The following is a 26986-nucleotide window of genomic DNA, read 5'->3' on the forward strand; positions in this document are numbered from 1 at the left end:
TCTTCGGGGACGCGCTGCTGACAGGCTACTTCAGCAACGTCAGCTTCTGCGTTTCTTCCGCATCGGGGGTTTGCAACCGGACCTGGTACAGTCCCGCGGGCAGACTAGCGGTAGAAAGCCTGAGTTGGTGGGGGCCGGCGCTATACGTTTCATCCTGCAGGATGCGCCGGACAACCCGCCCCTGGGCGTCAGTCAGGGTGAGCGTAACCGGGGCAGGGCGGGCCAACGAGAATCCCAGGGTTACGCCCTCAGCCCCGGCCGGGTTGGGATAGAGCGGGTACAGGCGCATTGCAGGTCGCTGAAACAGCTCGTTCTCGGTCTGGGCACTCAGGACCAGGTTTTCGTCGCCGGGGCGGTACGGCACGAAGTCGAAGTAGCACAGAAACATTTCCGCCGTCGTTTCCTCACCCCAGGATACAGTTTGGGGCGGGTTGAAGGGGTTGCGGGGGTTGCTGGCGCGGTTGTCGTAGGTGGCTTCGGCAAAAATGCGGGTGTTGGCCGGAATTTTCACCAGGTTCGGCAGGCGGTACGAGCCCTGCCAGTTGAAGTCCCAGTCGTTGATTTTGATGATGGGAATCGTGTCGCCCGTCGGCTTTACCCCCCACACCTTCCAGCTTTTGCCCAGCAGGTGAGCGTGGGGCAGCACGCTGATCAGACTGGCATCGGCGGGCATCCGGTACTCGGCCCGGAAGGTTTTCAGCTGGCCCGCCGGAATGACAAACGTCCCGCCTACGGTAATCTGAAGGGGGGTCATTGGCAGCGTCTGAATGTAGCGCTGCACCGGTTGGCGGCTGAAGAAGATGTTGACGACGGAAGAGTCTTTCTGGGTAAGGGCAGTAGGGCCGTAGTGCACCTGCAGCAGTATTTTGGCTCCCCGGTACAGCTTTTTGCCCAGGCCGTTGGGAGCCAGCCGGGCGGTCATGCCCGGCACCCAGCCGGCCCAGTTGGACTCTGTTGGGTTAAAGCCGAAGCCTCCGAACTGCGTGTAGCCATAGCCCGGGCTCTGGGCATCAAGCACCTGGGCCCGACGGGTGGTATCGATGCCGATGATGGCATGGTGGGTGATGCGCCGGTTGCCGGCCCGAAACTCCACGGCAGCCACGTCGCGGTCGGTGGGTAGGTTGGTGGGCAGCACAAAAATCCGATACAGGTCCTGCAGATTTCCCTGGTGCGTAAAGGCCTCCTGCATGGGCACCACCAGATCAGGCTGCCCCAGCCGGGAGCCGGCCGGAAACGTGGGCAGCGGGGGCTCCAGAGCCGGGTTGCCGCGCTGCAGGCCGTTATCCACCCAGTCCTGAATCTGCTGGATCTGCTGACTGGTGAGCGTGTTCTCGTCGAGAAAATGACGGTAGCTGGGGTCGGCTTTCCACGGGGGCATGTAGCGGATGCCGGTCACAAACTTGATGGTCTGGGCCCGGGCCGCCACGTCCTGGTAGCTCTGCAGGGTAAAAGGAGCCACTTCGCCCGGCCGGTGGCAGGGTGTGCAGTGCTGGTAGATGATGGGGGCGATATGCTCGCTGTAGGTCAGCTGCTGGGGCTGCTGGGCGTGGACCGTCGATGCCAGCAATGCCAGGGCCGGCAAGAGAAAACGTAGAGAAGCTGACATAGGCAGAAGGTTACTGGTGGGCCCACAGGTTTGCCGAAGCATCTGAAGGTCGGCATTTACGCCTGGCTTTGCAATCAAACTTAAAATTTAGCAGCTGACAGTCAGTGGGTAGTGATAAAGCAGCCCACGGCATCGGTACGAGGCTGAGTCACCGCCCGGCCGGCTACCACGGCGGCCAGGGCATCGGCCAGCTCGTGGCTGGTCGTGACGGTGCGGCGCACCCCCAGCCGGGCATAGGAATTGTCGATCCGGCCCTGATAAAGCACGGTACCATCGGGCCGGGCCACCACCACTTCCGGCGTGATGCGGGCCTGGAAGCGGCGGGTTGACTCCTGGTGCTCGTCGCGGAGCAGTCGAAACGGGATCTGGTACTGGCGACCAAAGCCGGCCACGTCGGTCAGGGCAACCTCCGGCCCCGGAAACAGGCCGACAAACGCAACTCCCTGCGGGCTGTAAACCGCATACAACTCCCGCAGCGCCACCGTCGCGTTCTGACTGATCGGGCAACCCGGATCCAGGAACACATACACGGTGGCAACGGTCGGGCGGGTGGGCACGGGGTTTGTTCCGGCTGCCCGCAGGCAGCTGAGAAGCAGGAAAAACACCCCGGCAAGCAAAAAGCGCATACCCCCAAGCAACGTTATAGACAGAAAGATACTCCTCTGCGCAGGTACTGGCAAAACTGGCCCGGCGCGTACGGTAGCAGACAGCTGGCCGGGGCTGGCAGTTCCGCCCGTGGCCGGTGGTTAAACTAATGCGCTTCGTACCTTCGGCCCGGTTTTCGCAAATACCCTATTTTACCTGACTGATTCCGCGCCTTCCACTTTTCAGTTCTTATGAATCAACATTTTCGCTTCCGCGCCTCCGTATTGCTGGCAGCCCTGGCCACGGTCTTTGCCTCCGCCTGCACTGCCCCGCGCACCATCACCTCGTCGGGCAAGGTAACGCCCAGGGGCGAGTTCAAAGTGGGCGGCAACATGGCCTTCAACATCAGCACGTCCACCATCGGCAATACGGGCAGCCTGCTGAAGACGGCGGCCGAAGATGCGGCCCGGATGGATACGGTGCGCTACGGCAAGATTATCGACGAGTTCCAGGTAGCGGCCCTTTCCTACATCCTCGACCCGGTGCAGCAGTCCACGGACCTGTATCTGCGTTACGGCGTAGTCGACCGGGTGGATGTGGGCTACAAGTATGCGTTCGGCTCGCACGTATTCGATGCCATGTACCAGTTTCTGGGTCCGGTGGGCACTCCCGAAAATCCCGGCGGGCAGAGCGGTCAGACCTACGGCAGCATCGGCATCCAGTATGCCACCCAGAACTCCAAGCTGCCCAACATCCCCTACCTCGGCGACATCAACGACCTGCTGCAGTTCGAGGCTTCCCGTAAGGATATCATCGTGCCCCTGGTGTTCAGCAACTCGTTTGGTCCTGAAGAAAAGATTGGAGCTATTTCCTACGGCGTGGTGTACAGCCACACGTTTATGAAGTACGCCTTCGACCCGACCAACATCTACACCGGCCCCGGCAGCGGGCAGGTAAACGAGCGGCTGGAGCCGCTCAAGGGCTTCAACACTAAAAACAACTACTCGGCCTTCGGAATTTTCGGCAACGCCAAACTGGGCTTCAAGTATGCCTATGTGATTCCGGCCATGTCGGTGTTCTACCAGAACTACGGCACGTACAAGCTGCTCAACAACCAGACGGCTTCGCTGAAGGGCTTCACCGTAGTGCCTTCCATCGGCTTGCAGTTCCGCATTCCCACCAAGCGCAGCTGGTAAGTCGGGTACCTGCTGCCCCCCGGCCGGCAGACGTTCTACCCTGACCAGAATAGCAAAAGAAAGAGCCCGTTGAGTTATCAACGGGCTCTTTTTCTTTCAACTGATTACAGCGCTAGTAGGGCTTGGCATCGTGGGCCATTTGCTCGGCCCGCTGCGCGGCCTCCACCTGCTGCCCTTCGTTGTACTGGTTGCCACCCTCGGCCGACTTACCGGCGCGGGCAGCTTGCAGGCCCTCGGCCAGGCGCTGTCCCCAGTCCGGGTCGCAGTTGGTGCAGAGCTCCACCATCTTGTCGCTCACCCGGCGGTCGGCAGCGGCCAGGGCGCCCACCATGTTGCTGATCAGATCGTCCCGCTCCCAGGGCTCGTGCAGGCGGTACCGCTCCCCGGCCTGCTTGAAGTTGTTCTGCCGGTCGATGGTCTGGCGCATCAGGCGGCCCGAATACTGCGGCATGTGGTCGGGGGCGCTGCGGGGGGCCTCCTTGAGGCCGTTCAGGGAGCTGGGCTCGTAGTTGATGTGGTTGTTCTGCCCGGGGGCCGAGTCCACATGGTAGGCCATCTGCCCGTCGCGCTGATTAGTGGCCACATGCTTTTTGGGCGCGTTGATGGGCAGCTGCAGGTAGTTGGTGCCCACGCGGTAGCGCTGGGTGTCGGAGTACGAGAAGGTCCGGCCCTGCAGCATCTTGTCGTCGGAGAAGTCGAGGCCGTCCACCAGCACACCCGTACCGAAGGCCGACTGCTCCACCTCGGCGAAGTAGTTTTCGGGGTTGCGGTTCAGCGTCATCTTGCCCACGGGCAGGTGCGGGAACTGGTCTTCGGGCCAGATTTTGGTGTCGTCGAGCGGGTCAAAGTCCAGCTCCGGGTGCTCGTCGTCGCTCATGATCTGCACGCGCAGCTCCCACTCGGGGAAGTTGCCGGCCTTGATGTTCTCGAACAGGTCCTGGGTGGCGTGGTTGAAGTTTTTGGCCTGGATGGCTTCTGCTTCCTGAGCGGTCAGGTTCTTGATGCCCTGCAGCGGCTCCCAGTGGTACTTCACCAGCACGGCCTCGCCGGCGGCATTCACCCACTTGTAGGTGTTCACGCCCGAGCCCTGCATCTGGCGGTAGTTGGCCGGAATGCCCCAGGGCGAGAACAGAAACGACACCATGTGCATGGCCTCCGGGGTGTTGCAGATAAAGTCGAAGATCCGCTCCCCACTCTGGCGGTTGGTGACCGGGTCAGGCTTCTGGGAGTGAATCAGGTCCGGGAACTTCATGGCGTCCCGGATAAAGAAGACCTTCAGGTTGTTGCCGACCAGATCCCAGTTGCCGTCCTCAGTATAGAACTTCACGGCGAAGCCCCGAGGGTCGCGCAGGGTTTCGGGCGAGTGGCCACCGTGGCCTACCGTGGAGAAGCGCACGAAAACGGGCGTCTGCTTGCCGGGCGTGTTGAACAGCTTGGCGCGGGTGTACTTCGCAATCGGCTCCTCCCCCACTTTGCCGTAGGCTTCGAACACACCGTGGGCGCCGGCGCCGCGGGCGTGTACCACCCGCTCCGGAACCCGCTCCCGGTCGAAGTGGCTGATTTTTTCGATGAAGGCATAGTTCTCCAGCGTGGCGGGGCCGCGGTTGCCCACGGTGCGCGTGTTTTGGTTGTTGGTAAGCGGGTGGCCCTGCCGGGTGGTCAGGGTCTGGCTTTCCTCACCGGCGGCGGTGCGCGGGTCGTGCGAGGTGCCGGCCCCGGTTACCGCGGTTCCGGTGCCGTTGCCACTGGGTTCGGAGGAATTGGTGGCGTTCTGGTGGTTGTGGTCCTCTTGCATTAGCTTTTACGGTAATGGTTGACTGTCTTAAACTACTCAAAAAGCCGGCAATTGTTCATCACCCCGCCTGATTTTGCCGGCGAATAGTTTTGAAAAAACCTTAGCAGGCTCCGATGAATCAGGCGGCGCACGCAGGTGCCGAAAAACGAACCGCCCCGGGCACCCTCCTTTCGGCGGGCCCGGGGCGGCTCTGGTAGCAGTTGGCTACTGCCCGCTGTTGGAGTCGAGGTAGCCTTCGGTGAAGACGCGGTAGTGGTCGAAGATGGAGCGCACCGAGCGGCGCAGCACCACCTCGCCCTGAGGACCGGGCGGCACCGTCACGCCCGAGGCGTAGCCGTTCCACACGGCCCGGTTGGTACGGTTGTCAATCAGCGTGATCAGCAGAGTACCTTCGGACAGCAGGCGGCGGACGGGCTGGTAGCCGTGGCGCTGGTTTTCGGGCGTTTCCTCATCTTCCACGTTGCCCGTAGTCACCCAGCGGGCAATATCCTCCTGGTCGTAGCCCCGGAACTTCATGTCGCCTTCGTACACCCGGAAGGAAACCAGCAGGTCGGGGCGGTTGCGGGCAGCACGGTAGCCCTGAATCTTGAGGCGGGTGCGAATGGCGTCGCGCAGAATTTCACCCAGGCGGCTGGTATCGGAAGCCAGCCCCTGGCCGGTAATAAATTCGTAGGTGCGGTAGCGCCGGAAATTGCCGCTGTAGCTGTAATCCGACTCGATACGCGCTTCGCGGGAGGACAGGCATCCCGACAGGGCCAGGGCCAGCCCAATTAACAATGTACTAGTTAGCTTCATGCTCAGGCAGGTTCTTAGGTAGGATACCTACTAAGATACGTAAGCAAGGGCTTTGAGAGGCTGCTGGTTAGCGAAAAAATTTAGACCTGGCCCCTCCGCCTCCAGCAGAGGCTAGTTTAAGCGAAACAGTACGGTCCGGGCCGAGTATGATTCCCCGTTGGTCTGGTGGTAGCGCACCGTGAACTGCTGATTGCCGGGGGTTGCCGGGGGGCGGCGCAGACACAGATACAGCTCCCGCGGAAAGTAGCCCCGCCCCTGCAGCACGGATACCAGCGCCTGGTCGAGAACCTGCCCGCTGGCTTCGTCCACGAGCACATCGTTGAGCGAGGTACCGGCCGGGTGGGCCGCATCGAAGGCATAGGCGCTGACCACCGTGAAAGAGTCGATGCGCTCGGTGGTGCCCAGGTAGCCGGCCGGCGGGGAAGGTGAACAGGCATAGGCCCCGGCCAGCCAGCCGCCGGGCGGGGAAACCGCGCCGTAGAAACGGGCCGTAACCCGGAACTCCAGCCGGGCATCAAAGCCCGCCACGCTTTGACCGGTCGCCAATGGCTGCTGACTCTGGCCCGCCGGATGCTGGGCCGCCAGCAGCTGCACGCCTTCCACGTCGTAGTAAGGCGGGGCCGGCACTACCACGCACTTCTCGGTGAACAAGCCGCAGGCCGGCAGGCCAAGCAGAGTCACCAAAAGCAGGATCAACGGTTTTTTCATTCTTGCGGGGACAGCGACGATAATGACGATAATTAGAGAGCGGCGACTTCTACACTGATCCGGATGAGCGGCGTCAGGTTGCGTAAGCAAAGGTACCGGCTACATGCACAGGCTACTACCGGTAGCCGGCCGCCTGCAGGGCGAACAGCTCGGCGTAGCGCCCCTCCCGGGCCAGCAGCTCGGCGTGGGAGCCCATTTCCACGAATTTCCCGTTTTCAATCACCAAGATCCGGTCGGCCATGCGTACGGTGCTGAAGCGGTGGGAAATGAGCACGGCGGTTTTGCCCTGGGTAAGCTCGGCAAACCGCTCAAACACCTCGTGCTCGGCCCGGGCGTCGAGGGCGGCGGTAGGCTCGTCGAGAATCAGCAGCTGGGCGTCGCGCATGTAGGCCCGGCCCAGCGCAATCTTCTGCCACTCGCCCCCGCTTAAATCCACGCCCCCGGCAAAACGACGGCCGATCAGCTGGTCGTAGCCGCCGGGCAGCTTCTTGATGACCGTATCGGCCAGGCTCTGGGCGGCCGCCGACTGAATCCGCTCCTGGTTGCCCATTTCCTCGATCCGGCCCACGGCCAGGTTCTGGGCCGCCGACAGGTGAAAGCGCACGAAGTCCTGAAAAATCACCCCAATTTCGTGGCGCAGCTCGGCCGGGTCGTACTCGCGCAGGTCGTGGCCGTCGAGCAGGATACGCCCTTCGGTAGGGTCGTAAAGCCGGGCCAGCAGCTTGACGAGCGTGGTTTTTCCCGCCCCGTTTTCGCCTACCAGGGCCAGCTTCTCCCCGGCCTTCAGCTCGAAGCTCAGGTTGCGCAGCACCCACTTGTCGGTGTTGCGGTACTGAAAGCCTACGTTCTCGAACACGAAGCCCTGGCGGATCGGGCGCGGAAACGGCCGTATGGCCTTGGTTTCGTCGCGCACGATGCGGGGCTGGAGGTGGAAGAAGTCGAAAAAGTCCTGCAGGTACAAGGCTCCTTCGGCCACGCTGCTGAACCGGCTCAGGATGCCTTCGAGCAAGCCGCGCATCCGCCCGAAGGAGCCCGCCAGGAAGGTAAGCTGACCAATGGATATCCGCCCCCGCACGGCCTGGCTGATGATGTAGACGTAGGCCGCGTAGTAGCCGGCCGCGCCCACCGCCGCGAAGAACGTACCCCAGCCGGCCCGGCGAATCACCAGCGCTTTGTTCTGCTGGTAAAAGGTGTCGGACAGCTCCCGGAACCGGTTGATCAGAAAGCCCGACAGCCCGAAGATCTTCACTTCCTTGGCCGTTTCGTCGGAGGCACCGGTCTGGCGCAGGTAGTCCAGCTCCCGCCGCTCGGGCGTCCAGCCGTGCACGAGCGAGTAGCTGCGCTCATTGAAGTGCGACTCGCCCAGAAACGCCGGCACCACCGCCACCAGCAAGAGCAACAAAAGCCAGGGGTTGAAGCTGATCAAGCCTATAGCCAGAAAGCCCATGGTAATCAGGTCCTGGGCCTGGCTGAGCACCTGCGACATCAGCACGGTGCGCGACAACGTCTGGCGCCGGGCCCGCTCCAGCTTGTCATAGAAGGTGCTGTCCTCGAACTGGTCGAGGTCGAGCTGGGCGGCGTGCTCCATGATGCGCACCGACGAGCGGTTGGCGAACAGGTCGCCGAGCAGGGAGTCGAGCAGGGCCACGCCCCGACCCAGGGCATCGGACAGAATGGCCAGACCAAACTCCAGGGCCACGAGCTGAAACACCGGCCGCAGGGCGGTGTGGGGGCTCGGGTGCTGGGCCAGGCCGATGATGGTGTCGAGGATCAGCTTGGCCACGTAGAGCATCGCCACCGGCAGGGCGGCCCGCAGCAGCCGCAGGGCAATGTTGCCGAGCGTCAGGGCCGGGCTGGTTTGCCAGATCAGCCCCAGAAACTCGGGCAGGTTGCGCAAAGCCGAAAACCGCTCCTGCACCGTGAGGGCAGGCTTGCCGTCGGGGCGCGGACGCTTGGCGGACAGCTTCGCCATTTTTCGTGAAAGCCAGGACATAGACGCAGGGGCAGCACATACTTCGCGCCGAAACGCGGGAGCCGCCGTTTTGGCAGCCGGACAGAGGTACGTACTGGCGGGCAGGGAAGGTGGATTCACCCGGGCTTGACCAAACCGACGGCTTCCCGCTGTGAGAACTGCTGCAAACCGACCACGACGCCGGGAGCTCAGGCCGGTTTGCTAGTTTCTAAGAAGGATGCTATTTCTAGTCGAAGGCTGGCAGCCACCTAGTTGAGACCTTGAAGCCATCTTCCCGCCATCTTCAGTTTCAGCCGCGTCGGAAAAGTGCAAGTTCAGCAAGCGGGTGCTGCTACTGCCCGGCCCTTCCCGCTGACGTAGCCGACCGGGGCGACGTTACCGCCGTAAACGGGCTCGTATCTTTAGCCCCACCTGCCGTACTCCTCACCGCTGCTCTATGATCCGCCTCCTTTCTGCCTTCCTCTTGTGCTGCGCCCTTTCCACTGCCGCCGTAGCCCAGCAGGCTCAGCCCGCTCCCACCCCTACTCAGCCGGTCTACGGCCTCGCAATGGTCGACGGACCCAACCTCGGCAACCGGTACTTTCTCATCCTCAACGACGGCGTGACGCCTAACCCGAAGCAAAGCTACTACCAGGAGAACGGCAAGGACCGGGTTTTTGCCGACGAGGCCGCCATACTCAACTTCCTGTATAGCCAGGGCTGGGAGGTGATTCCCAACCCCAGCTCCGTGCCCGGCCCCTCGCGCTACCTGCTGAAGCGGCGCGGCCGGTAGCTGCCAGCCCGTAAAGCCACCGCCGACCTTCGCCGTTCCCGGCTAAAGGGCGACCCTTACGGCTCATGCCCGCTTCTGCCCTCCGCGTCTGCACCATCGGCTTATGGCCGACATTTCTTCGAATGCTATTTAGCGGCATCTGAGCGTTTTTAATGCTTTCGGCCGGCAAAAAGGGTAGCAGACCATGAATTAGACGGCATGTTCTGCCGCTACTCCACCAGCAGGCGTTGGGCCCGCGCCCCGCTGCGCACCAGGTACACGCCCGGGGCCAGCCCGTCCGGCAGCGACAGGAAGGCCGTGCCTGTCCCATCGGCCAGGACATTCAGCCGTGGGCGGCCCAGCGCGTCGAGCACGGTCACCCGGGCCCCAGCCGGCAGCCCGCGTACCTGGCAGGTGCTCCGGGCCGGGTTAGGGAACAAGGCGAAAGCCGGCGTGCCAGCCAACGGCGCGCCAGTGGCCAGCACGGCGGCTCCGGACAGGACGGCCACGTATCCAGTAGCCCCGCTGCTGCGGCCCATCAGGGTCAGGTTGCCGAAACTGGCCGAGCTGGCGAAGGTACCGCTGATAAAGGCATTGCCGCGCGCGTCCACCGCCACCCCGGTGGCGAAGTCCTCGCCGCCGCCACCGGCCCGCACGGCCCACTCGCAGGCGCCCGTAGTCGCGGCGAACTTAGCCGTGAACGCATCATAGCTTCCCGCTGAGTTCAGGGCCGTGGCTGTTGGACTGGTGCCAAAGCTGGCCGTACCCTGGAAATATCCCGCTACCAAGACGTTGCCGCCTGCGTCCACCGTCAACCCGAAGCCGTAATCTTCGACGCTGCCGCCGGCCCCCACGGCCCAGGCGCAGGCGCCGGTAGCGGCGGCGAACTTGGCCACGAACACATCAATACTACCAGCCGAGGTCAGGTTCGTGGCCGTTGGGCTGGTGCCGAAGCTGGCCGTGCCGCCAAAGACACCTGTGAGCAGGGCGTTGCCGCCTGCGTCCACCGCAACCGCATAGCCGTAATCACTTCTGCTGCCGCCGGCCCGCACGGCCCACATGCAGGCGCCCGTGGCGGCAGTGAACTTGGCGAGGAAGACATCATAGCTACCTACTGAGGTTAAGGCCGTGGCCGTTGGGCTGGTGCTAAAGTTGGCCGTGCCACCGAAGATACCCGTGACCAGGGCATTGCCGCTGGCATCTGCCGCTATTCCGTAGCCCAGATCATCGCTGTTGCCCCTGGCCTGCACGGCCCAGGCGCAGGCGCCCGTGGCAGCGCTGAACTTGGCCACGAATATGCCGCTGCGCCCTGCCGTCAGGACCGTGGCGGTTGGGCTGGTGCCAAAGCTGACCGTGCCGGCGAAGCCCCCCGTAACTAGGGCGTTGCCGCTTGCGTCAACGGCCACCGCAGTGCCGGTATCAAAGCCGCTGCCGCCGGCCCGCACGGCCCACACGCAGGCGCCGGTAGCGGCGGCGAACTTGGCGACGAACACATCGTTGCTTCCCGCTGAGGTCAGGGTCGTAGCCGTTGGGCCGGTGCCGAAGCTGGCGACACTGGTGAAGTTCCCGGTAACCAGGGCGTTGCCATCCGCGTCAACGGCCATTCCGAAACTGGTATCTCCGGTGCTGCCGCCAACCCGCACGGCCCATAGCCAATCCCCGGTGACGGCGCTGCGCTTAGCCACGAAGACGTCGTCGCCATTCCCTGCCGAGACCAGCGTGGTGCCGCCCAGCACCAGGGTACCGCTGAAGGTGGCCGACACGTACTGGTTGCCAGCCGGGTCGGTCGCCACCCCATGCCTGTAGGAATAGCCGTTGCCCCCGCTCAGGTTCAGGCTCGCGGCCTGGGCAAAGGCGGGGGCCTGTGCCCGAGCAGAGTTGGTTAGCAGCAGGAAGAGCAGCAGCCCGAACAGTTGGGGAACAAGGCGGGTCGCCTGTCGGACACGCCGGGGCCGGGCAACGGTAAAAAGACAAGTCATTGAATAGTCGTGAAAGGGGTGGCAAAATGCGCTTTTTACCTGCTGGCGCGAAGCAAACCACGTTTGCCTCCAAGATAGATTTTTTTGGCTTTTCAGTAATAAGCCAGCGCGTACGTTACGGCTCCGGAGTGATGAGATTAGCCAGCTTTACCGAACTAGTGATGCAGGCTGACCTTAGGGACTTCCTTTGCTGCGTCCGGCCCGGCTGCACGCGCGGTGGGCCACGTCAAGGCGGCTAAGGCATGATATGCATCATCCTACTGCTAGACAACGACGTGTTCAAGCCGGCCTCGCTGCTGCGGGCCTACGGGGCATGTAGCTAAAAACTGCTTACCACGCGTGCGCTATCCGTACCTTTACTGCCGCATGTGCAGCTTCCGGGCGGCATCATGCGGCTGACCCTGCCGTATCATTTGGGCCGCAAGACCTTTGTGACGCTCAGGATTGCCAAGGGCGTGCCTAGCTCCCAGGTGATGATGACGACGGGCCATCAGCCCTGGTCGAGCTTTAACCACTACCTGGGTATCAACGAGGCGGAATTACTGGACGCTTACCGCAAGGCCACCAGAAGGGTGGCAAATTGCTCGTCATTCCGGCCTGCCTCCGCTTACCCTGAAACATAGAAAGTTCATTGAGTACCTCAAAGCGCGATATTCCGGCCGCCACCCCGGGCAAGGTTTACACCATCGGCTTCTGGCTGATGTGTCTCAGCTCGTTTCTGTTCTTCATGAGCTTTAACATGCTGCTGCCCGAGCTGCCCGATTTCCTCACGCGGCTGGGCGGGGCCGAGTACAAGGGGCTGATTATTGCGCTTTTCACCGTTACGGCCGGCCTGTCCCGGCCCTTCAGCGGCAAGCTGGCCGATACCGTGGGCCGGATTCCGGTGATGGTATTCGGGTCGCTGGTGTGCTTTATCTGCGGCTTTTTCTACCCCTGGGTGAGCACCGTGGCGGGCTTTCTGCTGCTGCGCCTGCTCCACGGCTTCAGCACCGGCTTCAAGCCCACCGGCACCGCTGCCTTTATTGCCGACATCATTCCCTACGAGCGGCGGGGCGAAGCCATGGGGCTACTCGGGGTGGCCGGCAGCCTGGGCATGGCCCTGGGCCCCGCCATCGGCCCCCAACTAACGGCCGCCACGTCCCTGAACACGCTCTTTTACTGCTCGTCGGGGCTGGCTTTGCTGAGCTTGGTGGTCCAGGGCACCATGACCGAAACCCTGCCCGTGGAGCAGCGGCAGCGCTTTAGCTGGAAGCTGCTGCGCCTGGAGTGGGACGAGATTCTGGAGCCGAAAGTATTTGCCCCGGCTTTGGTAACGCTGCTCTGCCTGTTTCCCTTCGGCGCGGTGCTCACCGTCATTCCCGACCAGAGCCTGGCGCTGGGCTTGAAGCCGGCCGACAAAGGCCTGTTTTTCAGTTGCTTTACCGGAGCTTCGCTGGTCGTGCGCCTCGTAGCCGGCCGGGCGTCCGATACCTACGGCCGCCTGCCCGTGCTGCGGGCATCGGCCGCCCTGATGGTCGTGTCGCTCGGGATGCTGGTCCTGGCGCAGTCGGTGCCGCTGTTCCTGGCCGCAGCCGTCACCTTTGGTACGGCGGCGGGTTTGAACTCCCCTACCCTGTACGCCTGGACTATCGACCTCAGCGACGAAACCCGCCGGGGGCGGGCCGTGGCCACCATGTACATTGCCCTGGAGGTCGGCATCGGCCTGGGCGCCCTGCTGGCCGGCTGGATTTTCGGCAACGAAACGAGCCGCCTGCCCTACGTGCACGGGCTGAGCATGAGCCTGGTGCTGGCCGCCCTGATCTACCTGCTTGTTGGCGTCAGGTCCCGGAAACCGGAAAGCCCGTCCGCGTAGGCGCGTCGGCTTGTCGGTCGGTTTATAGCTGACTGATAAGCCGACGCGCCGACGCGGGCCAGTGGCTTTCAGAAGAAGAGCGGGATTGAGTTTAGCATTTCACTGCGCCGCTTTTGCATTGCTCGGAAAACCACTGCACTTTTAGCCTACCCTTATTGCAACTATACTCCCGGCCCGCCATGTGGGGCTGGCTCTGATTCTTTGCTTTTAAGCTGTTAATCCGCCCGCAGCTCCGCGGTTCACTTATCCGGTTACTCCTTTTTCACTTATGGCTTCAACTCTACTCCGGTGCCTGAGCCTGGCCCTGATGCTGGGCAGTGTTTCCCCGCTTCCGGCCCTCGGGCAGGCCGACCCGATCAAGTTTGGCAAGGTCGAGCTCAAAGACCTCGACGAAAAGAACTTCGTGGCCGACAGTGCCGCCGAGGCCGTCATTCTGTGCGATTATGGCCGCAGCCACGTAGAGCTGGTCAATAACAGCTTCCACTTGGTCTTCGAGCGGATCACGCGCATTAAGATCCTGAAGAAGTCGGGCTACGACTGGGCTACCGTGAAAGTGCCGCTGGTAAAGTTCGGCGGTACCCAGGAGCGGTTCAGCAGCCTGCGCGGCTTCACGTACAACGTGGTGAACGGCCAGCTGGTGAAAGACAAGCTGGAGTCGACGGCCATCTTCACCGAGCAGAACTCCACTAATTTTTTCATCCGCAAGTTCACGATGCCCAACGTGCGCGAAGGCAGCATCATTGAATATGCCTACACCATCGGGTCCGACTTTCTGTTCAACTTCCAGGACTGGCAGTTTGAGCATAAGATTCCCGTGCGCTGGAGCGAGTACCGGGCCAGCATTCCGGAGTACTTCGACTACAAAAAGCTGATGCAGGGCTACTACCCGCTGACCGTGCAGGAAAAGACTACCGGGGCTACCCAGATGCCGCTGCGGGGATACAGCGGAGTCCGTAACAACAGTGTCAGCGTCGAAAACTACCGCTGGGCCATGAAGGACCTGCCTGCTTTCCGCGAAGAGCCCTACATGACGAGCCCCCGCAACTTTATGGCGGGTATGAAGTTTGAGCTGGCTGGCATGAAATTTCCCGAAGAGCCTTACCGCGACGTATCGGGCAGCTGGGCCAAAATTTCCAAGGAGCTGCTGGAAAACGAAAACTTCGGGGCCCAGCTGGACCGGGGCGGCTTTCTGAAAGACGAAGTAAAGGCGCTGGTGGCCAAAAATGCTGACCCTCAGGCCCGCATTGCCGCCATTCACGACCTGGTGCGCACGTCAGTGAAGTACAACGGCTCGGACCACTTCTACACTTCCAAAACGCTCCGCAGCACCTTCGACAAGCACAGCGGCAACTCGGCCGACGTGAACCTGCTGCTGATTGCTTTGCTGCGCGAAGCCGGCTTTACGGTTCACCCCCTGCTGCTGAGCACCCGCGACCATGGCGTAATCAATACCAGCTTCCCGATGCTGTCGAGCTTCAATTATGTGGTAGGCAGCGTGACGTTGCCCGACGGCAAGCAGCTGCTGGTGGATGCCACCGAGGAGCTGGCCCCCTGCGGTCTGCTGCCGATGCGCTGCCTCAACGGCTCGGGCCGCCTGGTGCTGCCCCAGGTTAACGAGTTGGCCTGGACTGATCTGGCCCCGGCCCAGCGGTTTACGGAGTATCGGCAGATCAATCTGGTGCTGGATGAGAAAGGCGGCCTGAGCGGCAAGGTGCACCAGGAGCACAGCGGCTACGCCGCGCTGAGTCAGCGCGGCAAAGTTCGTAAGCTGGGCGAGCAGAAGTACGTGGAGGAGCTGGCCCAGCAGCATGAGGGCTGGAGCATTCCCAAGTACACCTTTGCCGAGCGCGACGCCCTGCACAAGCCCCTGACGCTCGACTACACCTTCGCCATTCCCGGCGCCGATGCTCCGGCCTCCGTGCTCTACTTAAGCCCCCTGCGCAGCCTGGGTGACGAGAAGAACCCGTTTGTGCGCGAAGGCCGCATGTTCCCGGTCGACTTCGGGGCCCCGATGGACGAAACCCTGATGGTGACCCTGACCCTGCCCGCCGGCTACGTGGTGGAAGAATTGCCCAAGCCCATCGCCCTGGAGCTGCCCGACAACGGCGGCCGGTTCGTGTACAACATCGCGCCCAACCAGAACACCCTGCAGATCGTGAGCCGGCTGAACCTGCGCAAGGCCGTGTACTCGGCCGAGGAGTATGCCTCGCTGCGCGAGTTCTACACCCGGGCCCTGGCCAAGCAGGCCGAGCAGATCGTGCTGAAAAAGAAGTCCTGAGGAACCAGAGCGGCGGCACGGGGCTGACGGCCCAACGTACCAAAGCGGGCAGCATGCCGGTTGGCGGGAGCTATTGTTCTGCCGGGTTCCTGTTGTTCCCGCTTGCACCGCCAGGGAGGGCATTGACCACCCGAACTCCAGACCGGCAGGGAGTTGGTAGCAGTCAGCCGTTTAACCGCGCGCAAGCTCAACCATTCGGTATTTTTCTACCTGGGTTTCTACGTTCGAATTTGTTTTACTCAGGAAACAGTTGCACTTTTATCCTACCCTTCATGCCCTTATGCTGGTCATCGGTCATTTTCCGGCTTGATCAGGATGTTTGCTAGTAAGTATTCCAGGCGCCAGAAGCTGGCGTGATTCACTTATCTGTTTTCCTTTTTTTTATGGCTTCAACTTTACTCCGATGCCTGAGCCTGGCCGTTGTGCTGGGCTGCGTTTCCCAGCTTCCGGCCTTCGGGCAGGCCGACCCGATCAAGTTTGGCAAGGTCGAGCTCAAAGACCTCGACGAAAAGAACTTCGTGGCCGACAGCGCCGCCGAGGCCGTCATTTTGTGCGACTACGGCCGCAGCCGGATTGATCTGGTCAACAATAGCTTCCGGGTATCCTTTGAGCGGGTCACGCGCATCAAGATCCTGAAGAAGTCGGGCTACGACTGGGCCACCGTGAAGGTGCCGCTTTATAAAAAGAATACCCAGGAGGAAAAGCTTGTCAACCTGCGCGGCTTCACGTACAACGTGGTGGGCGGCCAGCTGGTGAAGGACAAGCTGGAGTCGACGGCCGTGTTCAGTGAGCAGTTGACGCCTAACAACATCATCCGCAAGTTCACGATGCCCAACGTGCGCGAAGGCAGCATCATCGAGTACACCTACATCGTGAATTCCGACTTTCTGTTCAACTTCCAGGACTGGCAGTTCGAGCACGAGATTCCGGTGCGCTGGAGCGAGTACCGGGTAAGCATCCCGGAGTACTTCGACTACAAAAAGCTGATGCAGGGCTACCAGTCCCTGGCCGTGCAGGAGCACACCGAAGGCACCACCCAGATGACCATTCGCTCGGCCGGCGGGTTCAGCGGCGAATTCACTCACGGCAGTGGCCGGGAGCAGGCCAGCACCGAGACGCTCACCCCCAAAGTGGATAACTTCCGCTGGGCCATGAAGGACCTGCCCGCTTTCCGGGAAGAGCCCTACATGACGACGGCCAACAACTTCATGGCCCGCATCAACTTCGAGCTGGCCGGCACCAAGATGCCGGGGCGGCCCTACATCAACGTGGCCGGCGACTGGAACAAGATTTCCAAAGAGCTGCTCGAAGACGACGAATTCGGCGGTCAGCTGAGCCGGGGCGGCTTCCTGAAGGACAAGGTGGCCACCATCGTAGCGCAGCACGCCGACCCCCAGGCCCGCATTGCCGCTATCCACGACCTGGCGCGCAAATCAGTGAAGTACAACGGAATGGACCGCCTGTACGCCTCCAACAGCCTGCGCGCCTCCTTCGACAAGCACAGCGGCAACTCGGCCGACGTGAACCTGCTGCTGATTGCTTTGCTGCGCGAAGCCGGCCTTACGGTTCACCCCCTGGTGCTGAGCACCCGCAGCCACGGCATGATCAACACCAGCTTTGTTATGCTCGCGAACTTCAACTATGTAGTAGCCAGCGTGGTGTTGCCCGACAACAAGCAACTGCTGGTGGATGCCACCGAGGACCTGGCTCCCTGCGGGATGCTGCCCGCCCGCTGCCTGAACGGAGCCGGCCGCCTGGTGCTACCCAACGACCAGGAGTCGGCGTGGGTGGACCTTACGCCCAGTCAGCACTTTACCGAGTACCGGCAGATCAATCTCGTACTCGACGAGAAGGGCGGCCTGAGCGGCAAGATTCACCACGAGCACGGCGGCTACTCGGCCCTGTACCACCGCGGCCGGATCGAGAAGCTGGGCGAGAAAAAGTACGTGGAGGAAATGGCTGAGGGGCACGAAGGCTGGAGCATTCCCAAGTACACCTTTGCCGAGCGCGCCACCGTGCAGAAGCCCCTGGCCATGGACTATGAGTTTACGTCCCCGGGTGGCGATGCCCCCGCCGGTACGCTTTACCTAAACCCGCTGCGCAGCCTGAGCGACGAGAAGAACCCGTTTGTGCGCGAAGGCCGCATGTTCCCGGTCGACTTCGGGGCCCCGATGGACGAAACCCTGATGGTGACCCTGACCCTGCCCGCCGGCTACGTGGTGGAAGAATTGCCCAAGCCCATCGCCCTGGAGCTGCCCGACAACGGCGGCCGGTTCGTGTACAACATCGCGCCCAACCAGAACACCCTGCAGATCGTGAGCCGGCTGAACCTGCGCAAGGCCGTGTACTCGGCCGAGGAGTATGCCTCGCTGCGCGAGTTCTACACCCGGGCCCTGGCCAAGCAGGCCGAGCAGATCGTGCTGAAAAAGAAGTCCTAAGCCGCCATGCGAATTACTTCCTCTGTTTTTCTGCTGCTGGGCGGACTCCTGGCTGCCCCGGAGGCCCGGGCCAGCGGAATTAAACCCGACTACAGCGTGGACGCGCTGGCGGCCGGGCTGCGCGTGAATGCCCATGCCATTATCCGGGACCAGGATGAGGTGCTGACGGTGAAGTCGGTGAGCCGGACGGTTTCGACGGTGCGCCGGGTGGTGACGGTACTGGATGAGGCGGGCAGTGAGTGGGGCTATATCCTGGTGCCCTACGACCAGCTCAACACCGTTTCCTACCTGCGCGGCACCCTCTACAATGCCGCCGGCAAGTCGGTGCGCCAGCTTAAATCATCGGATATCAAGGACTTCAGCCTTTCCGACGGCTTCAGCCTGGCCAACGATAACCGCGGCCGGGTGGCTGACCTGCGCCAGCCCATCTACCCCTACACGGTGGAGTTCGAGTACGAAATCGTATCGAGCAATCCGCTGTTCTACTCGAACTGGCAGCCCCAGGAGCAGGAAGAAGTGGCCGTGGAGCAATCCACCTTCACGGTTATTACCCCCGATTTCCTGCCGCTGCGCTACAAGGAGTTTCATCTGCCGACCGGCGTAAGCGTGGCCCACACCCAGGAAAAAGCCCTCGACGTGTACGCGTGGTCGGTCCGGAACCTGACCGCCCTGGAAGAAGAGCCCGATGGGCCGCCCATTTCGGAGGTGGCCCCGTGCGTGCGGACGGCCCCAAGCGAGTTTGAGGTGCAGGGTTATCACGGCAAGCTGGACTCCTGGCAGAACCTGGGCCGGTGGAGCTACGAACTCAACGCCGGCCGCGACGTGCTGCCCGAACCCGTTAAAGCCAAGATTGCAGCCCTGGTGCAGGGCGAAGCCGACGAGCGGGTCCGCATCCGCAAGGTGTACGAGTATTTGCAGGCCAACACCCGCTACATTTCCATCCAGCTTGGCATCGGCGGCTGGCAGACCATTCCTGCCGCCACGGTGAGCACCAATGGCTACGGCGACTGCAAAGCCCTGACCAACTACTGCATGGCCTTGCTGAAAGCGGCGGACGTGACGGCCTACTGCGCCCTGGTGCGGGCCGACAAGCCGGACATTCAGACAGCCTTCCCCAGTAGCCAGTTCAACCACGTGGTCCTGTGCGTGCCCTTGCAGAAGTCGGCCCGGCCCGATACCGTATGGCTGGAATGCACCAGCCAGAGCACGGCCTTCGGCTACATGGGCTCCTTTACCGGCAACCGCCACGCCCTGCTGCTTACGCCCGCCGGGGGCAAGCTGGTGCGCACGCCGCAGTACGGCGCCGCCGACAACCGTCGGGAGCGGACCACCGATGTGTACATCGATCCGCAGGGCAGCGCTACAGCCTCCGTCCGCACCGTTCGGACCGGTATGGAGCAGGACTCCTACGAGCAGCTGATGCACAACCTGAACGCCACCGACCAGAAAAAACGCATTGCCGACCGGCTGCCTCTGTCCAGCTTCAGCATCACCAAGTTCAGCCTGACCGCCAACCGCCAGGCGGCCCTGCCCGCCATTGTGGAGAAGCTCGAATTGTCCCTGCCCAGCTACGCACCTCCCAGCGGCAAGCGGGTGTTTCTGACGCCTAACCTGCTCAGCCGCCTGCCGGCACCAAGGCCCATGACCGGGGAGCGGCACACGGACATCTGGCTTGAAAACGCCTTCACCCACGCCGACACGGTGCGGATTCATATGCCGGCGGGCTTTAAGCCCGAAAGCCTGCCCGGACCGGTACAGGTCAAGACCGACTTTGGCACCTACTCCACCCAGCTACAGGCCCTGCCCGACGGCAGCCTGCTGTACGTGCGCCGCCTGCAGATGCCGGCTACCCGGTTCTCGCGGACCCAGTATGCAGCCTACCAGGAATTCCGCCGCCGGATCAGCGTGGGCGACAAAGCTCAGCTGGTGCTCGTGAAAACGGATATTTAACGTCAAGCGACCTTCTTATGGGAAGCCCTCTGCCAAAAGCGGAGGGCTTCTTGTTTTGGTGCCGTCCGGGCATCGGGGCTGCCGGTGCGCGCTGACCATTACCCGGGCACGTGTTGCTTTTTCCGGAAAGAATGCCGAGCCCACCACCGGCCTACCAGCTGCCGCCTACCGTCGGAGCCGGGCTTTTTTGTGGGTTCGGGCAAGCAACCCGCAGGGTTCGTTTCAGGTCAGTCTACCAGCACCCAACCGGGTTTGGGCGTCCGTCAATTCTCAAAAACCTGTATCTTAGGGCCTTTACAGCACCGACTCCGTGCCACCCCTTACGTTTCCTTTTTCCATCCCCATCTCTATGCTTTCAACCTTTACTATTCCGCGCAGCTGGCGGCCAGCCCTGGCGGGTGCTCTGCTGCTGGCCGCCGCCGGCACGCCCCGCGGAGCCACCGCCCAGCGGGTGCTGTGGTCCGACGACGCCCAGCTGCCCGCCGCAGCCCGCACGACCACGGCTGCCCTCTCGTCTTACCGCCCGGTTGCCTTCCAGCTTGCGGCCGTCCGCAGCGTGCTTGACCAGGCACCCGCCGCCCAGGGCGCCGGCGCCCGCCGGTCCACCACGGTAATGTCGCTGCCTTTGCCCGACGGCACCTCCGGCCGCTTCCGGGTGGTAGAGGTAGCCGTGATGCATCCCCAGCTGGCGGCGCTGTTTCCCACGATTAAAACCTACGAGGCCCAGGGCATCGACGATCCTTCCGCAACAGCCCGCCTCGACGTAACACCGGCTGGTTTTCACGCCATGATTCTGATTGGCAGCAGAACGGTTTTCATTGACCCGGCTGCCGCCGGCGACGTCACCCACCACCTGGTGTTTGAGAAACGCTCGATGTCGCCCGGTACCTTGGGCGCGGTTTGCCTTAACACCGACGTGGTGGGCACCACGCCCGGCCTGCCCACGACGCAGGCCCGCATCCCGAACGGCACCACCCTGCGCACCTACCGCCTGGCCATTGCCTGCACCGGAGAGTACGCCGCTACCAAGGGCGGAACCGTAACCGGCGCCATGGCCGGCATCACTACCTCCGTCAACCGCGTGAGTGGGGTGTACGAGAAGGAGCTGGCCGTGCGCCTGGTTATCGTACCCGGCAACCAGAACCTGATTTTCACCGACCGTAACACGGACCCCTACACCAACAATGACGGACCCACGATGCTGGACGAAAACCAGTCCACCGTGGACCGTATTATCGGCAGCGCCAACTACGATATCGGTCACGTGTTCAGCACCGGCGGCGGCGGTATTGCCCAGAAGCCTTCTGTCTGCCTGGGTGGTAAAGCCCGCGGCGTAACCGGCCTCCCCAACCCTGTGGGCGATGCCTTCGACATTGACTTCGTAGCCCACGAAATGGGCCATCAGTTCGGCGCCGACCACACGTTCAACAGCGGTACGGCCGGCAACTGCACCAACCCCGGCACCCGCGCTGCCGCTTCGTCCTATGAGCCCGGCAGCGGCAGCACCATTATGGGCTACGCCGGTACCTGCCGGCCCGAGGATACGCAGCCGAACAGCGACCCGTACTTCCACTCCCGCAGCTTCGACCAGATTGTGGCCCATATCAACGGTGCCGGCAACTGCAGCGTGAATACGCCTACCAACAACAACGTGCCCGTGGTTAATGCCGGCCCCAACTACCGGATTCCGATTGGTACGCCCTTCGCCCTGACCGGCTCGGCCACGGACGCCGATAATGACCCACTGACGTATTCCTGGGAGCAGTACAACCTGGGCCCGGCCGGCTCCCCCAACTCGCCGGAGGGGGACGCCCCGATCTTCCGGGTGTTCTCGCCCGTGCCCAGCCCTACCCGCACCTTTCCCCAGCTCAGCGACCTGCTGAACAACCGGCAGACGCTCGGTGAGATTCTGCCTTCGTATGGCCGGCGGCTGATTTTCCGCCTGGTAGCCCGCGACAACCGCGTGGGCGGGGGCGGCGTTGATTACGACTCGATGAACGTAGCGGTAATTCCCACCGCCGGGCCGTTCTTGGTGAACTACCCGGATGCTTCCACGGTGAGCTGGCTGGCCGGAGCGCCCCAGCGCGTGGCCTGGAATGTCGCCAGCACCGACCGCGCACCTATCAACGCGGCCAACGTAGATATTCTGCTGTCGATGGACGGGGGGCAGACCTACCCCATCGTGCTGGCCTCGGCCACGCCCAATGACGGCAATGAGTCGGTTACGGTCCCCGTCAGCGCCGGTAACTCGAGCCGGGCCCGCCTCAAGATCCAGGCTACCGGCAACGTGTTCTTCGACATTTCCAACAACAACTTCACGATTCAGGCACCCAACGGGCCCACCTTCTTTCTGGACCCGCAGTACGTGCGCGGCACCACGCCGGCCCTCTGCCCCGGTACTTCCACAGGCATTGACCTCAACGTGGGCGCCATCCAGGGCTTCACGGGCCCCGTTACGCTGTCGGCTGCCAACCTGCCCACCGGATTCACGGTTTCGTATGCCAACCCCACGGTGAACACCGGCAGCAACACGCTCGTGACGCTGACAGCAGGTCTGAACACGCCCTCGGGTACGTATACCATCGACCTGGTGGGCACCAGCGGCAGTCAGACGCAGACCCAGCAGCTGCAGGTTACCGTCAAGGGCCTGGCAACCATTGCTCCCTTCCAGATTTCTCCGGTGGGTGCCGGCCGCCGCGTGGGCAGCCGCCCGGGCTTCACCTGGGCACCCGTTCCCAATGCCACCTCCTACGAGGTGCAGGTTTCGACGTCGAGCACCTTCGCCACCTCCGTGCTGCTGGAGTCGGGCATCATTGGCACCACGTACTACCCCAGCCTGGCCCTGGCGGCCAACACCACCTATTACTGGCGCGTACGGGCCACGAGTGAGTGCGGTACAACTCCCTTCTCGGCAGGGGCCGAGTTCCTGACCGGCACCGAAACCTGCCAGACCCTGGCCGCCACCCAGGTGCCCCGCATTCTGTTTGCCGGCGCTACGCCCACGGTTACCTCGGTTATTCCGGTAACCTCGAGCGAACTGGTTACCCAGATCCGGGTGCGCAACCTGACCATTACTCACCCCGATGTAAGCGAGCTGCGGATTATCCTGACCAGCCCTACGGGCCGTACTGCCACGCTGTTCTCGCGCAACTGCCCCGGTAACACGGATATGACCCTGACGTTTGATGACCAGGCTACGACGCCTATTACCTGTCCGCTGACTGCGGGAGGTACCGTCCGCCCCGTCACTCCGCTGAGCGCGCTGCTGGGCGAACCGGCCAACGGTAACTGGACGCTGAGTGTAACGGACAACGTTATTGCCAACGGCGGCCGCCTGACTGCCTGGACCCTGGAGCTGTGCGCCGTGGCTGATGCGCCCAATGCCCCCGCTACTCTGGTTGCCTTCAACAGCGGCTTTAGCGGCGGCTCCAGCACCAATACCCTGGTCTGGACCACGCCGAGCCCCAACAATGCCGAGGGCTTCGAGATTGAGCGCTCCTTCGGCAGCGCCACGAACTTCCAGTTCCTGACCCGGGTAGCCTCGGCCGGCGCCACTTCGTATGATGACAACGTGACGACGTCGGGCAGCTACTTCTACCGCGTCCGCGCCTACAACTCCGTCGGCACTTCGGCCTTCACCAACACGGCCAACGTGCTGGGCACCCGGAACGAGGCCCTGCTGCGCGGCATCGAGGTGTTCCCCAATCCGAGCACCGGCATCTTCCAGGTGAATGTGGACAACAGCCAGCGGGGTGCCATCACCCTGCGGGTAACCGATGCGCTGGGCCGGACGGTAGCCACCGAAACCCTGAACAAGACCGCTTCTCCCTTGCAGCACCGCCTCGACCTGAGCAAGCTCAGCAAGGGCGTCTATCAGCTGCACATCGACATGCCGTCGGGCTCTGCCGTGACGCGCCTGCTCAAGCAGTAAGCACACGACACCTTACCCCACAAAAAGGCGGCTCCTGATTCAGGAGCCGCCTTTTTTATTTACCTCCCGGGCTCAGGAAAAGCCGCAGGCTATCCGTGATGCCGCCGCTAGAACTTGTACCGCAGCTGGGCCTTGACTTCGGAGCGGCGGGGCCCCTGAATTTCTTCCAGCCCCGAGCCTACTGTCGTCACGTTGCGGTAGTGGGTTTCGGCGTAGCGCAGCCAGAGCGTAAGGTGACGGCTGCACTTGATTTCGGCAATGCCGTAGAGGCGGGTGCCCCGACCGTACAGGGGCGGCACCGAGAAGGCGTACAGTACGTCCTGCTCGAAGATGTACTGGCGGGTGTCGTAATCGTCGGTGTCGAACAAAGCATAGCGGGCACTAAGCTGCACCCGGGGCGTGATGGTAACGGCGGCATCCTGGGACAGAACGTAGCCCGTGCTCCACGCCGAGGCATCCTCACGGTAGTGGGTACCCTGCAGGCGGGTGCGCAAGCTGAAGCTGAGCGAGGGTTTAGTGTCGTAGAACAAAAGCAGGCTGCGCCGCTCCGTCGGGACCGGCCGGGGCAGCAGCCCACCCGGCTCGTCGGCATCCTGCTCCTTGACGCGCATGCGCATCTGGGCGTACAGGATGCTGGTTTTCGAGGGCGTGTAGGCTACCCGCACCAGCCAGTCGTGCCCGCCGGATGGGGCGCCGACCTGGTAGCGCAGCCAGGGAAACCGGAACTGGTCGTAGTACGCCGACAGCTCCCAGCGGGCAATGGGCCGCAGCTTCAGGCCCAGGTACAGCCCGCTTTCGTTGATGTTACGGGTGTTTTCGCTCAGGGCCTGGCCGTAAAACGTGTGAAAGTCGCGGGCGTAGGACCGAAACAGGGCCGACACGTCCAGGCTGGGGCTGAGGCTGGCCAGCACCCCATTTACGGTTCCTATTCCACCGCTGCTGCTCCGGGCCGTTTCACCGAACAGCAGCACGTTGCGCACCACGTAGGAGTAATGGACGCCCAGCGCCAGGTTGTGCCGGCCGCGAAACTCGTAGGCGTTGTAAAGATCCGGGCTGCGCTGCAGGGGCGTACCGTACTGGGTGTTCACCACCGTCGTGCCCAGGGCCAGCTTGCCGCTGGGGCTGGTGTAGCCCAGGTTTCCGCCGCTGATTTGCTCCCGGAGGCGCCGGCGGTTGGCAATTTCGGTCGCGGTGCGGTGGAAGCCGGTCAGCAGGATGCCGGTGGAGTACTCATCGAAGGCGGCGAGGGAGTCGGCAGCCAGCTGTTGGTTGGCATCCACGCGCTTGGAGGACAAAAAGCCGGTCAGCTCCCAGCCCCGGGCCAGGCTAATGGTAGCCGCCCCGCCCCGGAAAAACGTGCTTTCCAGTACCGACGAGTACGCCCGCACGCCCAGACTGCTGCGGCGGATGGTGGTAATGGTTTCGGCCCCTTTGCCCACCTGCAGGCCCGAGGAAAGCAGCAGTCCCTGGCCGAACTGCAACTGGTAGTCGCCCAACACCAGGGTTTTCAGCCGGCCCCGCTCCTGAATCATCAAGTGAGCCGAGTAGAAGTCGGCGCCGTAACGGTTGTCGTTGGGGCGCCAGGCCAGGGGTTCTCCGGCGTCTTTCTCGGCCGTGACGCCAAAGCTGAAGTCGCGGGTATGGCTGACGCGGTAGCGCAGCATCAGCTTGTCAGGCGAACCGAGGTAGCGGCTGGTCAGCGCCCCTGAACTGGTGGTATCGGGGGGCGTGTAGCCGGTGCGCTGTTGCAACACCCGCTCGTAGCGCAGCATCAGGGAGTTGTTTTCCTCGTGCAGCACCCGCTGCCAGAGCGGGCCGCGGGTACGGTTGGCGTTGCCCTGCTGCACCGTTACAAACGGTGCCACCCGGTAGATGCTGCGCAGGTCGAAGCCCGTTACTGACTGTAGCTCGTACAGGCTCAGCAGCTCACCCCGGGCCTGGCGGTGCTGGAGCAAAGCTGAAATCTGGTTTTCCGACAGCAGCAGCAGCCCGCGCAGCTCTTCCCGGCCGGCGGTGTTCAGGTTAAGCGGGGTCTGGTAGTACTGCAGCAGCGTTTCGTACAGATCCTCGTAGGGCACGTTGTCGCTCTGAATTTCGGCAAACAGCTCCTGCACCAGCCGGTCGAGGTCCACGGCCGGGCGCACGTACTCCTGCCCCAGCGCGGGGCCTACCGCGTTTAGCAGCAGGACCAGGGCCACCGGCGGCAGCCACCTGATTTTCCATCCCGACCTCATGGCTTTTCAAACCGTAAGCTCACGCCCAGGTGCTGACTTAGCCCGAGGGCCGCATGCCAGGCGGCGGCGTAGTCGATCTGCAGCCGGCCGCCCCGGAACCCAACCCCGGCCGTGGTTTGCCGGGTAAGGGACGCGAAGCCGCCCCGCACCGCCAGCGACTCCAGCACCTGGTACTCGATACCGGCCTTGAAGTCGGCGGCCTGCTGCACGTCCTTTTCGGTTTCCACGTTCAGCATCACCTTGTCGGTGGGCCGGTACGAGAGGCCGGCTTTGAGCACGGTCGGCACCCGCTCGTCGCGGTACTCGGCCAGCTTCGCCTGATTCAGATTGTAGAGGTAGGCCCCAAAGAACAGGTGCTTGGGCACCACCTCAGCCTGCCCGCCGAGCGACACGGCCACGGCGCGGCGGCTGCCCAGTCCCTCGATGCTGATCTGCAGCATGTCGACCCGGGCTCCGATGCTGACCAGCCCACCCCGATAGCCGTACCCGGCTCCCACGCGCGTTTCGTTGTAAAGCTTGTCGCCGAAGCGCTGCGCCTCCAGGCCCGCCACGCCCCGGGCCGACGCGGTGTTGGCTTGCTGCGGGCCAATGGGTACAGCTACGGCCAGAGCCGCCGTATTCAGGGCCCGGCTGAGGTAGCGGTTTTCGGCGTAGAAGCCGACGGTAGGCTGGGCTACCTGACCCAGGCCGGCCACGTTGTTGCCGATGGCCCACACGTCGGTAAGCGTGGCGGAGGCGTTGCCGAGGGCGGCGGCCCGCGCGCCCCGCAGGCCGGGCCCGCTCCCCTGGGCGGCCAGCAGCTGCGGCGTCAGCCAAACCATAATCGATACGACAGGGTAGAGTAGTCTCATAGGCCCGTACTGATAAACTATATGACAATGCCGCCGGGGCCGCCCGAACGGATAAGCTAGATTTC

17 protein-coding genes are annotated in these 26986 nt (G+C 62.9%); 8 read left to right on the forward strand and 9 right to left on the reverse strand.

The window, feature by feature from the left end:
• Positions 1-25 precede the first annotated feature (25 nt).
• Positions 26-1606, reverse strand: a complete 1581-nt coding sequence (locus LJY25_RS15955) for a T9SS type A sorting domain-containing protein (RefSeq protein ID WP_227609356.1) — start codon at positions 1604-1606, stop codon at positions 26-28.
• A 101-nt stretch (positions 1607-1707) separates the two neighbouring features.
• Complete coding sequence (locus LJY25_RS15960) at positions 1708-2232, reverse strand: redoxin domain-containing protein (protein WP_227609357.1); 525 nt, start codon at positions 2230-2232, stop codon at positions 1708-1710.
• Between the two features lie 210 nt (positions 2233-2442).
• Here LJY25_RS15960 and LJY25_RS15965 point away from each other — a divergent pair, with 210 nt between their 5' ends.
• Positions 2443-3387 (forward strand): hypothetical protein, encoded by a 945-nt coding sequence (locus LJY25_RS15965; RefSeq protein WP_227609358.1) that lies wholly within the window; start codon positions 2443-2445, stop codon positions 3385-3387.
• Positions 3388-3499: 112 nt separating this feature from the next.
• Here the strand turns inward: LJY25_RS15965 and LJY25_RS15970 are convergent, their stop codons facing one another.
• The 4 genes from LJY25_RS15970 to LJY25_RS15985 all read right to left on the reverse strand — a co-directional run bounded on the left by LJY25_RS15970 (position 3500) and on the right by LJY25_RS15985 (position 8657).
• Complete coding sequence (locus tag LJY25_RS15970; protein WP_227609359.1) at positions 3500-5182, reverse strand: catalase; 1683 nt, start codon at positions 5180-5182, stop codon at positions 3500-3502.
• A 204-nt stretch (positions 5183-5386) separates the two neighbouring features.
• Entirely contained in the window at positions 5387-5977 is a 591-nt protein-coding gene (locus LJY25_RS15975; RefSeq protein ID WP_227609360.1) for a DUF4136 domain-containing protein, read from the reverse strand.
• A 111-nt stretch (positions 5978-6088) separates the two neighbouring features.
• Positions 6089-6685, reverse strand: coding sequence for a hypothetical protein (locus tag LJY25_RS15980; protein WP_227609361.1), 597 nt, complete (start codon positions 6683-6685; stop codon positions 6089-6091).
• 115 nt (positions 6686-6800) lie between these two features.
• The gene (locus tag LJY25_RS15985; RefSeq protein ID WP_227609362.1) at positions 6801-8657 is read right to left on the reverse strand and encodes an ABC transporter ATP-binding protein; all 1857 of its coding nucleotides are present in this window, start codon (positions 8655-8657) and stop codon (positions 6801-6803) included.
• A 436-nt stretch (positions 8658-9093) separates the two neighbouring features.
• Between LJY25_RS15985 and LJY25_RS15990 the strand changes: the two genes are divergently transcribed.
• On the forward strand, positions 9094-9429 hold the full coding sequence (locus LJY25_RS15990; protein ID WP_227609363.1) for a hypothetical protein: 336 nt from the start codon (positions 9094-9096) through the stop codon (positions 9427-9429).
• Positions 9430-9638: 209 nt separating this feature from the next.
• Here LJY25_RS15990 and LJY25_RS15995 read toward each other — a convergent pair whose 3' ends face one another.
• A complete protein-coding gene (locus tag LJY25_RS15995; RefSeq protein WP_227609364.1) occupies positions 9639-11387 on the reverse strand; it encodes a hypothetical protein in 1749 nt (582 codons plus the stop codon).
• A gap of 368 nt (positions 11388-11755) precedes the next feature.
• Between LJY25_RS15995 and LJY25_RS16000 the strand changes: the two genes are divergently transcribed.
• From LJY25_RS16000 to LJY25_RS16025, 6 genes are all read left to right on the forward strand, one after another.
• Positions 11756-12010 (forward strand): hypothetical protein, encoded by a 255-nt coding sequence (locus LJY25_RS16000; RefSeq protein WP_227609365.1) that lies wholly within the window; start codon positions 11756-11758, stop codon positions 12008-12010.
• Positions 12011-12018: 8 nt separating this feature from the next.
• The gene (locus LJY25_RS16005) at positions 12019-13239 is read left to right on the forward strand and encodes an MFS transporter (protein ID WP_227609366.1); all 1221 of its coding nucleotides are present in this window, start codon (positions 12019-12021) and stop codon (positions 13237-13239) included.
• Positions 13240-13507: 268 nt separating this feature from the next.
• Positions 13508-15517, forward strand: a complete 2010-nt coding sequence (locus LJY25_RS16010; RefSeq protein ID WP_227609367.1) for a DUF3857 domain-containing protein — start codon at positions 13508-13510, stop codon at positions 15515-15517.
• 383 nt (positions 15518-15900) lie between these two features.
• The gene (locus LJY25_RS16015; RefSeq protein ID WP_227609368.1) at positions 15901-17955 is read left to right on the forward strand and encodes a DUF3857 and transglutaminase domain-containing protein; all 2055 of its coding nucleotides are present in this window, start codon (positions 15901-15903) and stop codon (positions 17953-17955) included.
• A 6-nt stretch (positions 17956-17961) separates the two neighbouring features.
• Positions 17962-19905 (forward strand): DUF3857 domain-containing protein, encoded by a 1944-nt coding sequence (locus LJY25_RS16020; RefSeq protein ID WP_227609369.1) that lies wholly within the window; start codon positions 17962-17964, stop codon positions 19903-19905.
• 349 nt (positions 19906-20254) lie between these two features.
• Complete coding sequence (locus tag LJY25_RS16025) at positions 20255-23836, forward strand: reprolysin-like metallopeptidase (protein ID WP_227609370.1); 3582 nt, start codon at positions 20255-20257, stop codon at positions 23834-23836.
• 107 nt (positions 23837-23943) lie between these two features.
• Here the strand turns inward: LJY25_RS16025 and LJY25_RS16030 are convergent, their stop codons facing one another.
• Both LJY25_RS16030 and LJY25_RS16035 read right to left on the reverse strand, forming a co-directional pair.
• Complete coding sequence (locus tag LJY25_RS16030) at positions 23944-26070, reverse strand: helix-hairpin-helix domain-containing protein (RefSeq protein WP_227609371.1); 2127 nt, start codon at positions 26068-26070, stop codon at positions 23944-23946.
• A complete protein-coding gene (locus tag LJY25_RS16035) occupies positions 26067-26921 on the reverse strand; it encodes a PorV/PorQ family protein (RefSeq protein ID WP_227609372.1) in 855 nt (284 codons plus the stop codon). Before LJY25_RS16035 ends, LJY25_RS16030 begins: the two co-directional genes overlap by 4 nt.
• Between the last annotated feature and the right edge of the window lie 65 nt (positions 26922-26986).

Source organism: Hymenobacter translucens, assembly GCF_020685205.1.
GTDB classification, from domain to species: domain Bacteria; phylum Bacteroidota; class Bacteroidia; order Cytophagales; family Hymenobacteraceae; genus Hymenobacter; species Hymenobacter translucens.

Coding starts and splice junctions, on each gene's coding strand:
- LJY25_RS15965 (WP_227609358.1), top strand. CDS start 2,443: ATGAATCAACATTTTCGCTTCCGCGCCTCCGTATTGCTGGCAGCCCTG.
- LJY25_RS16020 (WP_227609369.1), top strand. CDS start 17,962: ATGCGAATTACTTCCTCTGTTTTTCTGCTGCTGGGCGGACTCCTGGCT.
- LJY25_RS15985 (WP_227609362.1), bottom strand. CDS start 8,657: ATGGCGAAGCTGTCCGCCAAGCGTCCGCGCCCCGACGGCAAGCCTGCC.
- LJY25_RS15970 (WP_227609359.1), bottom strand. CDS start 5,182: ATGCAAGAGGACCACAACCACCAGAACGCCACCAATTCCTCCGAACCC.
- LJY25_RS15980 (WP_227609361.1), bottom strand. CDS start 6,685: ATGAAAAAACCGTTGATCCTGCTTTTGGTGACTCTGCTTGGCCTGCCG.
- LJY25_RS16010 (WP_227609367.1), top strand. CDS start 13,508: ATGGCTTCAACTCTACTCCGGTGCCTGAGCCTGGCCCTGATGCTGGGC.
- LJY25_RS16035 (WP_227609372.1), bottom strand. CDS start 26,921: ATGAGACTACTCTACCCTGTCGTATCGATTATGGTTTGGCTGACGCCG.
- LJY25_RS16015 (WP_227609368.1), top strand. CDS start 15,901: ATGGCTTCAACTTTACTCCGATGCCTGAGCCTGGCCGTTGTGCTGGGC.
- LJY25_RS15990 (WP_227609363.1), top strand. CDS start 9,094: ATGATCCGCCTCCTTTCTGCCTTCCTCTTGTGCTGCGCCCTTTCCACT.
- LJY25_RS15960 (WP_227609357.1), bottom strand. CDS start 2,232: ATGCGCTTTTTGCTTGCCGGGGTGTTTTTCCTGCTTCTCAGCTGCCTG.
- LJY25_RS16025 (WP_227609370.1), top strand. CDS start 20,255: ATGCTTTCAACCTTTACTATTCCGCGCAGCTGGCGGCCAGCCCTGGCG.
- LJY25_RS15955 (WP_227609356.1), bottom strand. CDS start 1,606: ATGTCAGCTTCTCTACGTTTTCTCTTGCCGGCCCTGGCATTGCTGGCA.
- LJY25_RS15995 (WP_227609364.1), bottom strand. CDS start 11,387: ATGACTTGTCTTTTTACCGTTGCCCGGCCCCGGCGTGTCCGACAGGCG.
- LJY25_RS15975 (WP_227609360.1), bottom strand. CDS start 5,977: ATGAAGCTAACTAGTACATTGTTAATTGGGCTGGCCCTGGCCCTGTCG.
- LJY25_RS16030 (WP_227609371.1), bottom strand. CDS start 26,070: ATGAGGTCGGGATGGAAAATCAGGTGGCTGCCGCCGGTGGCCCTGGTC.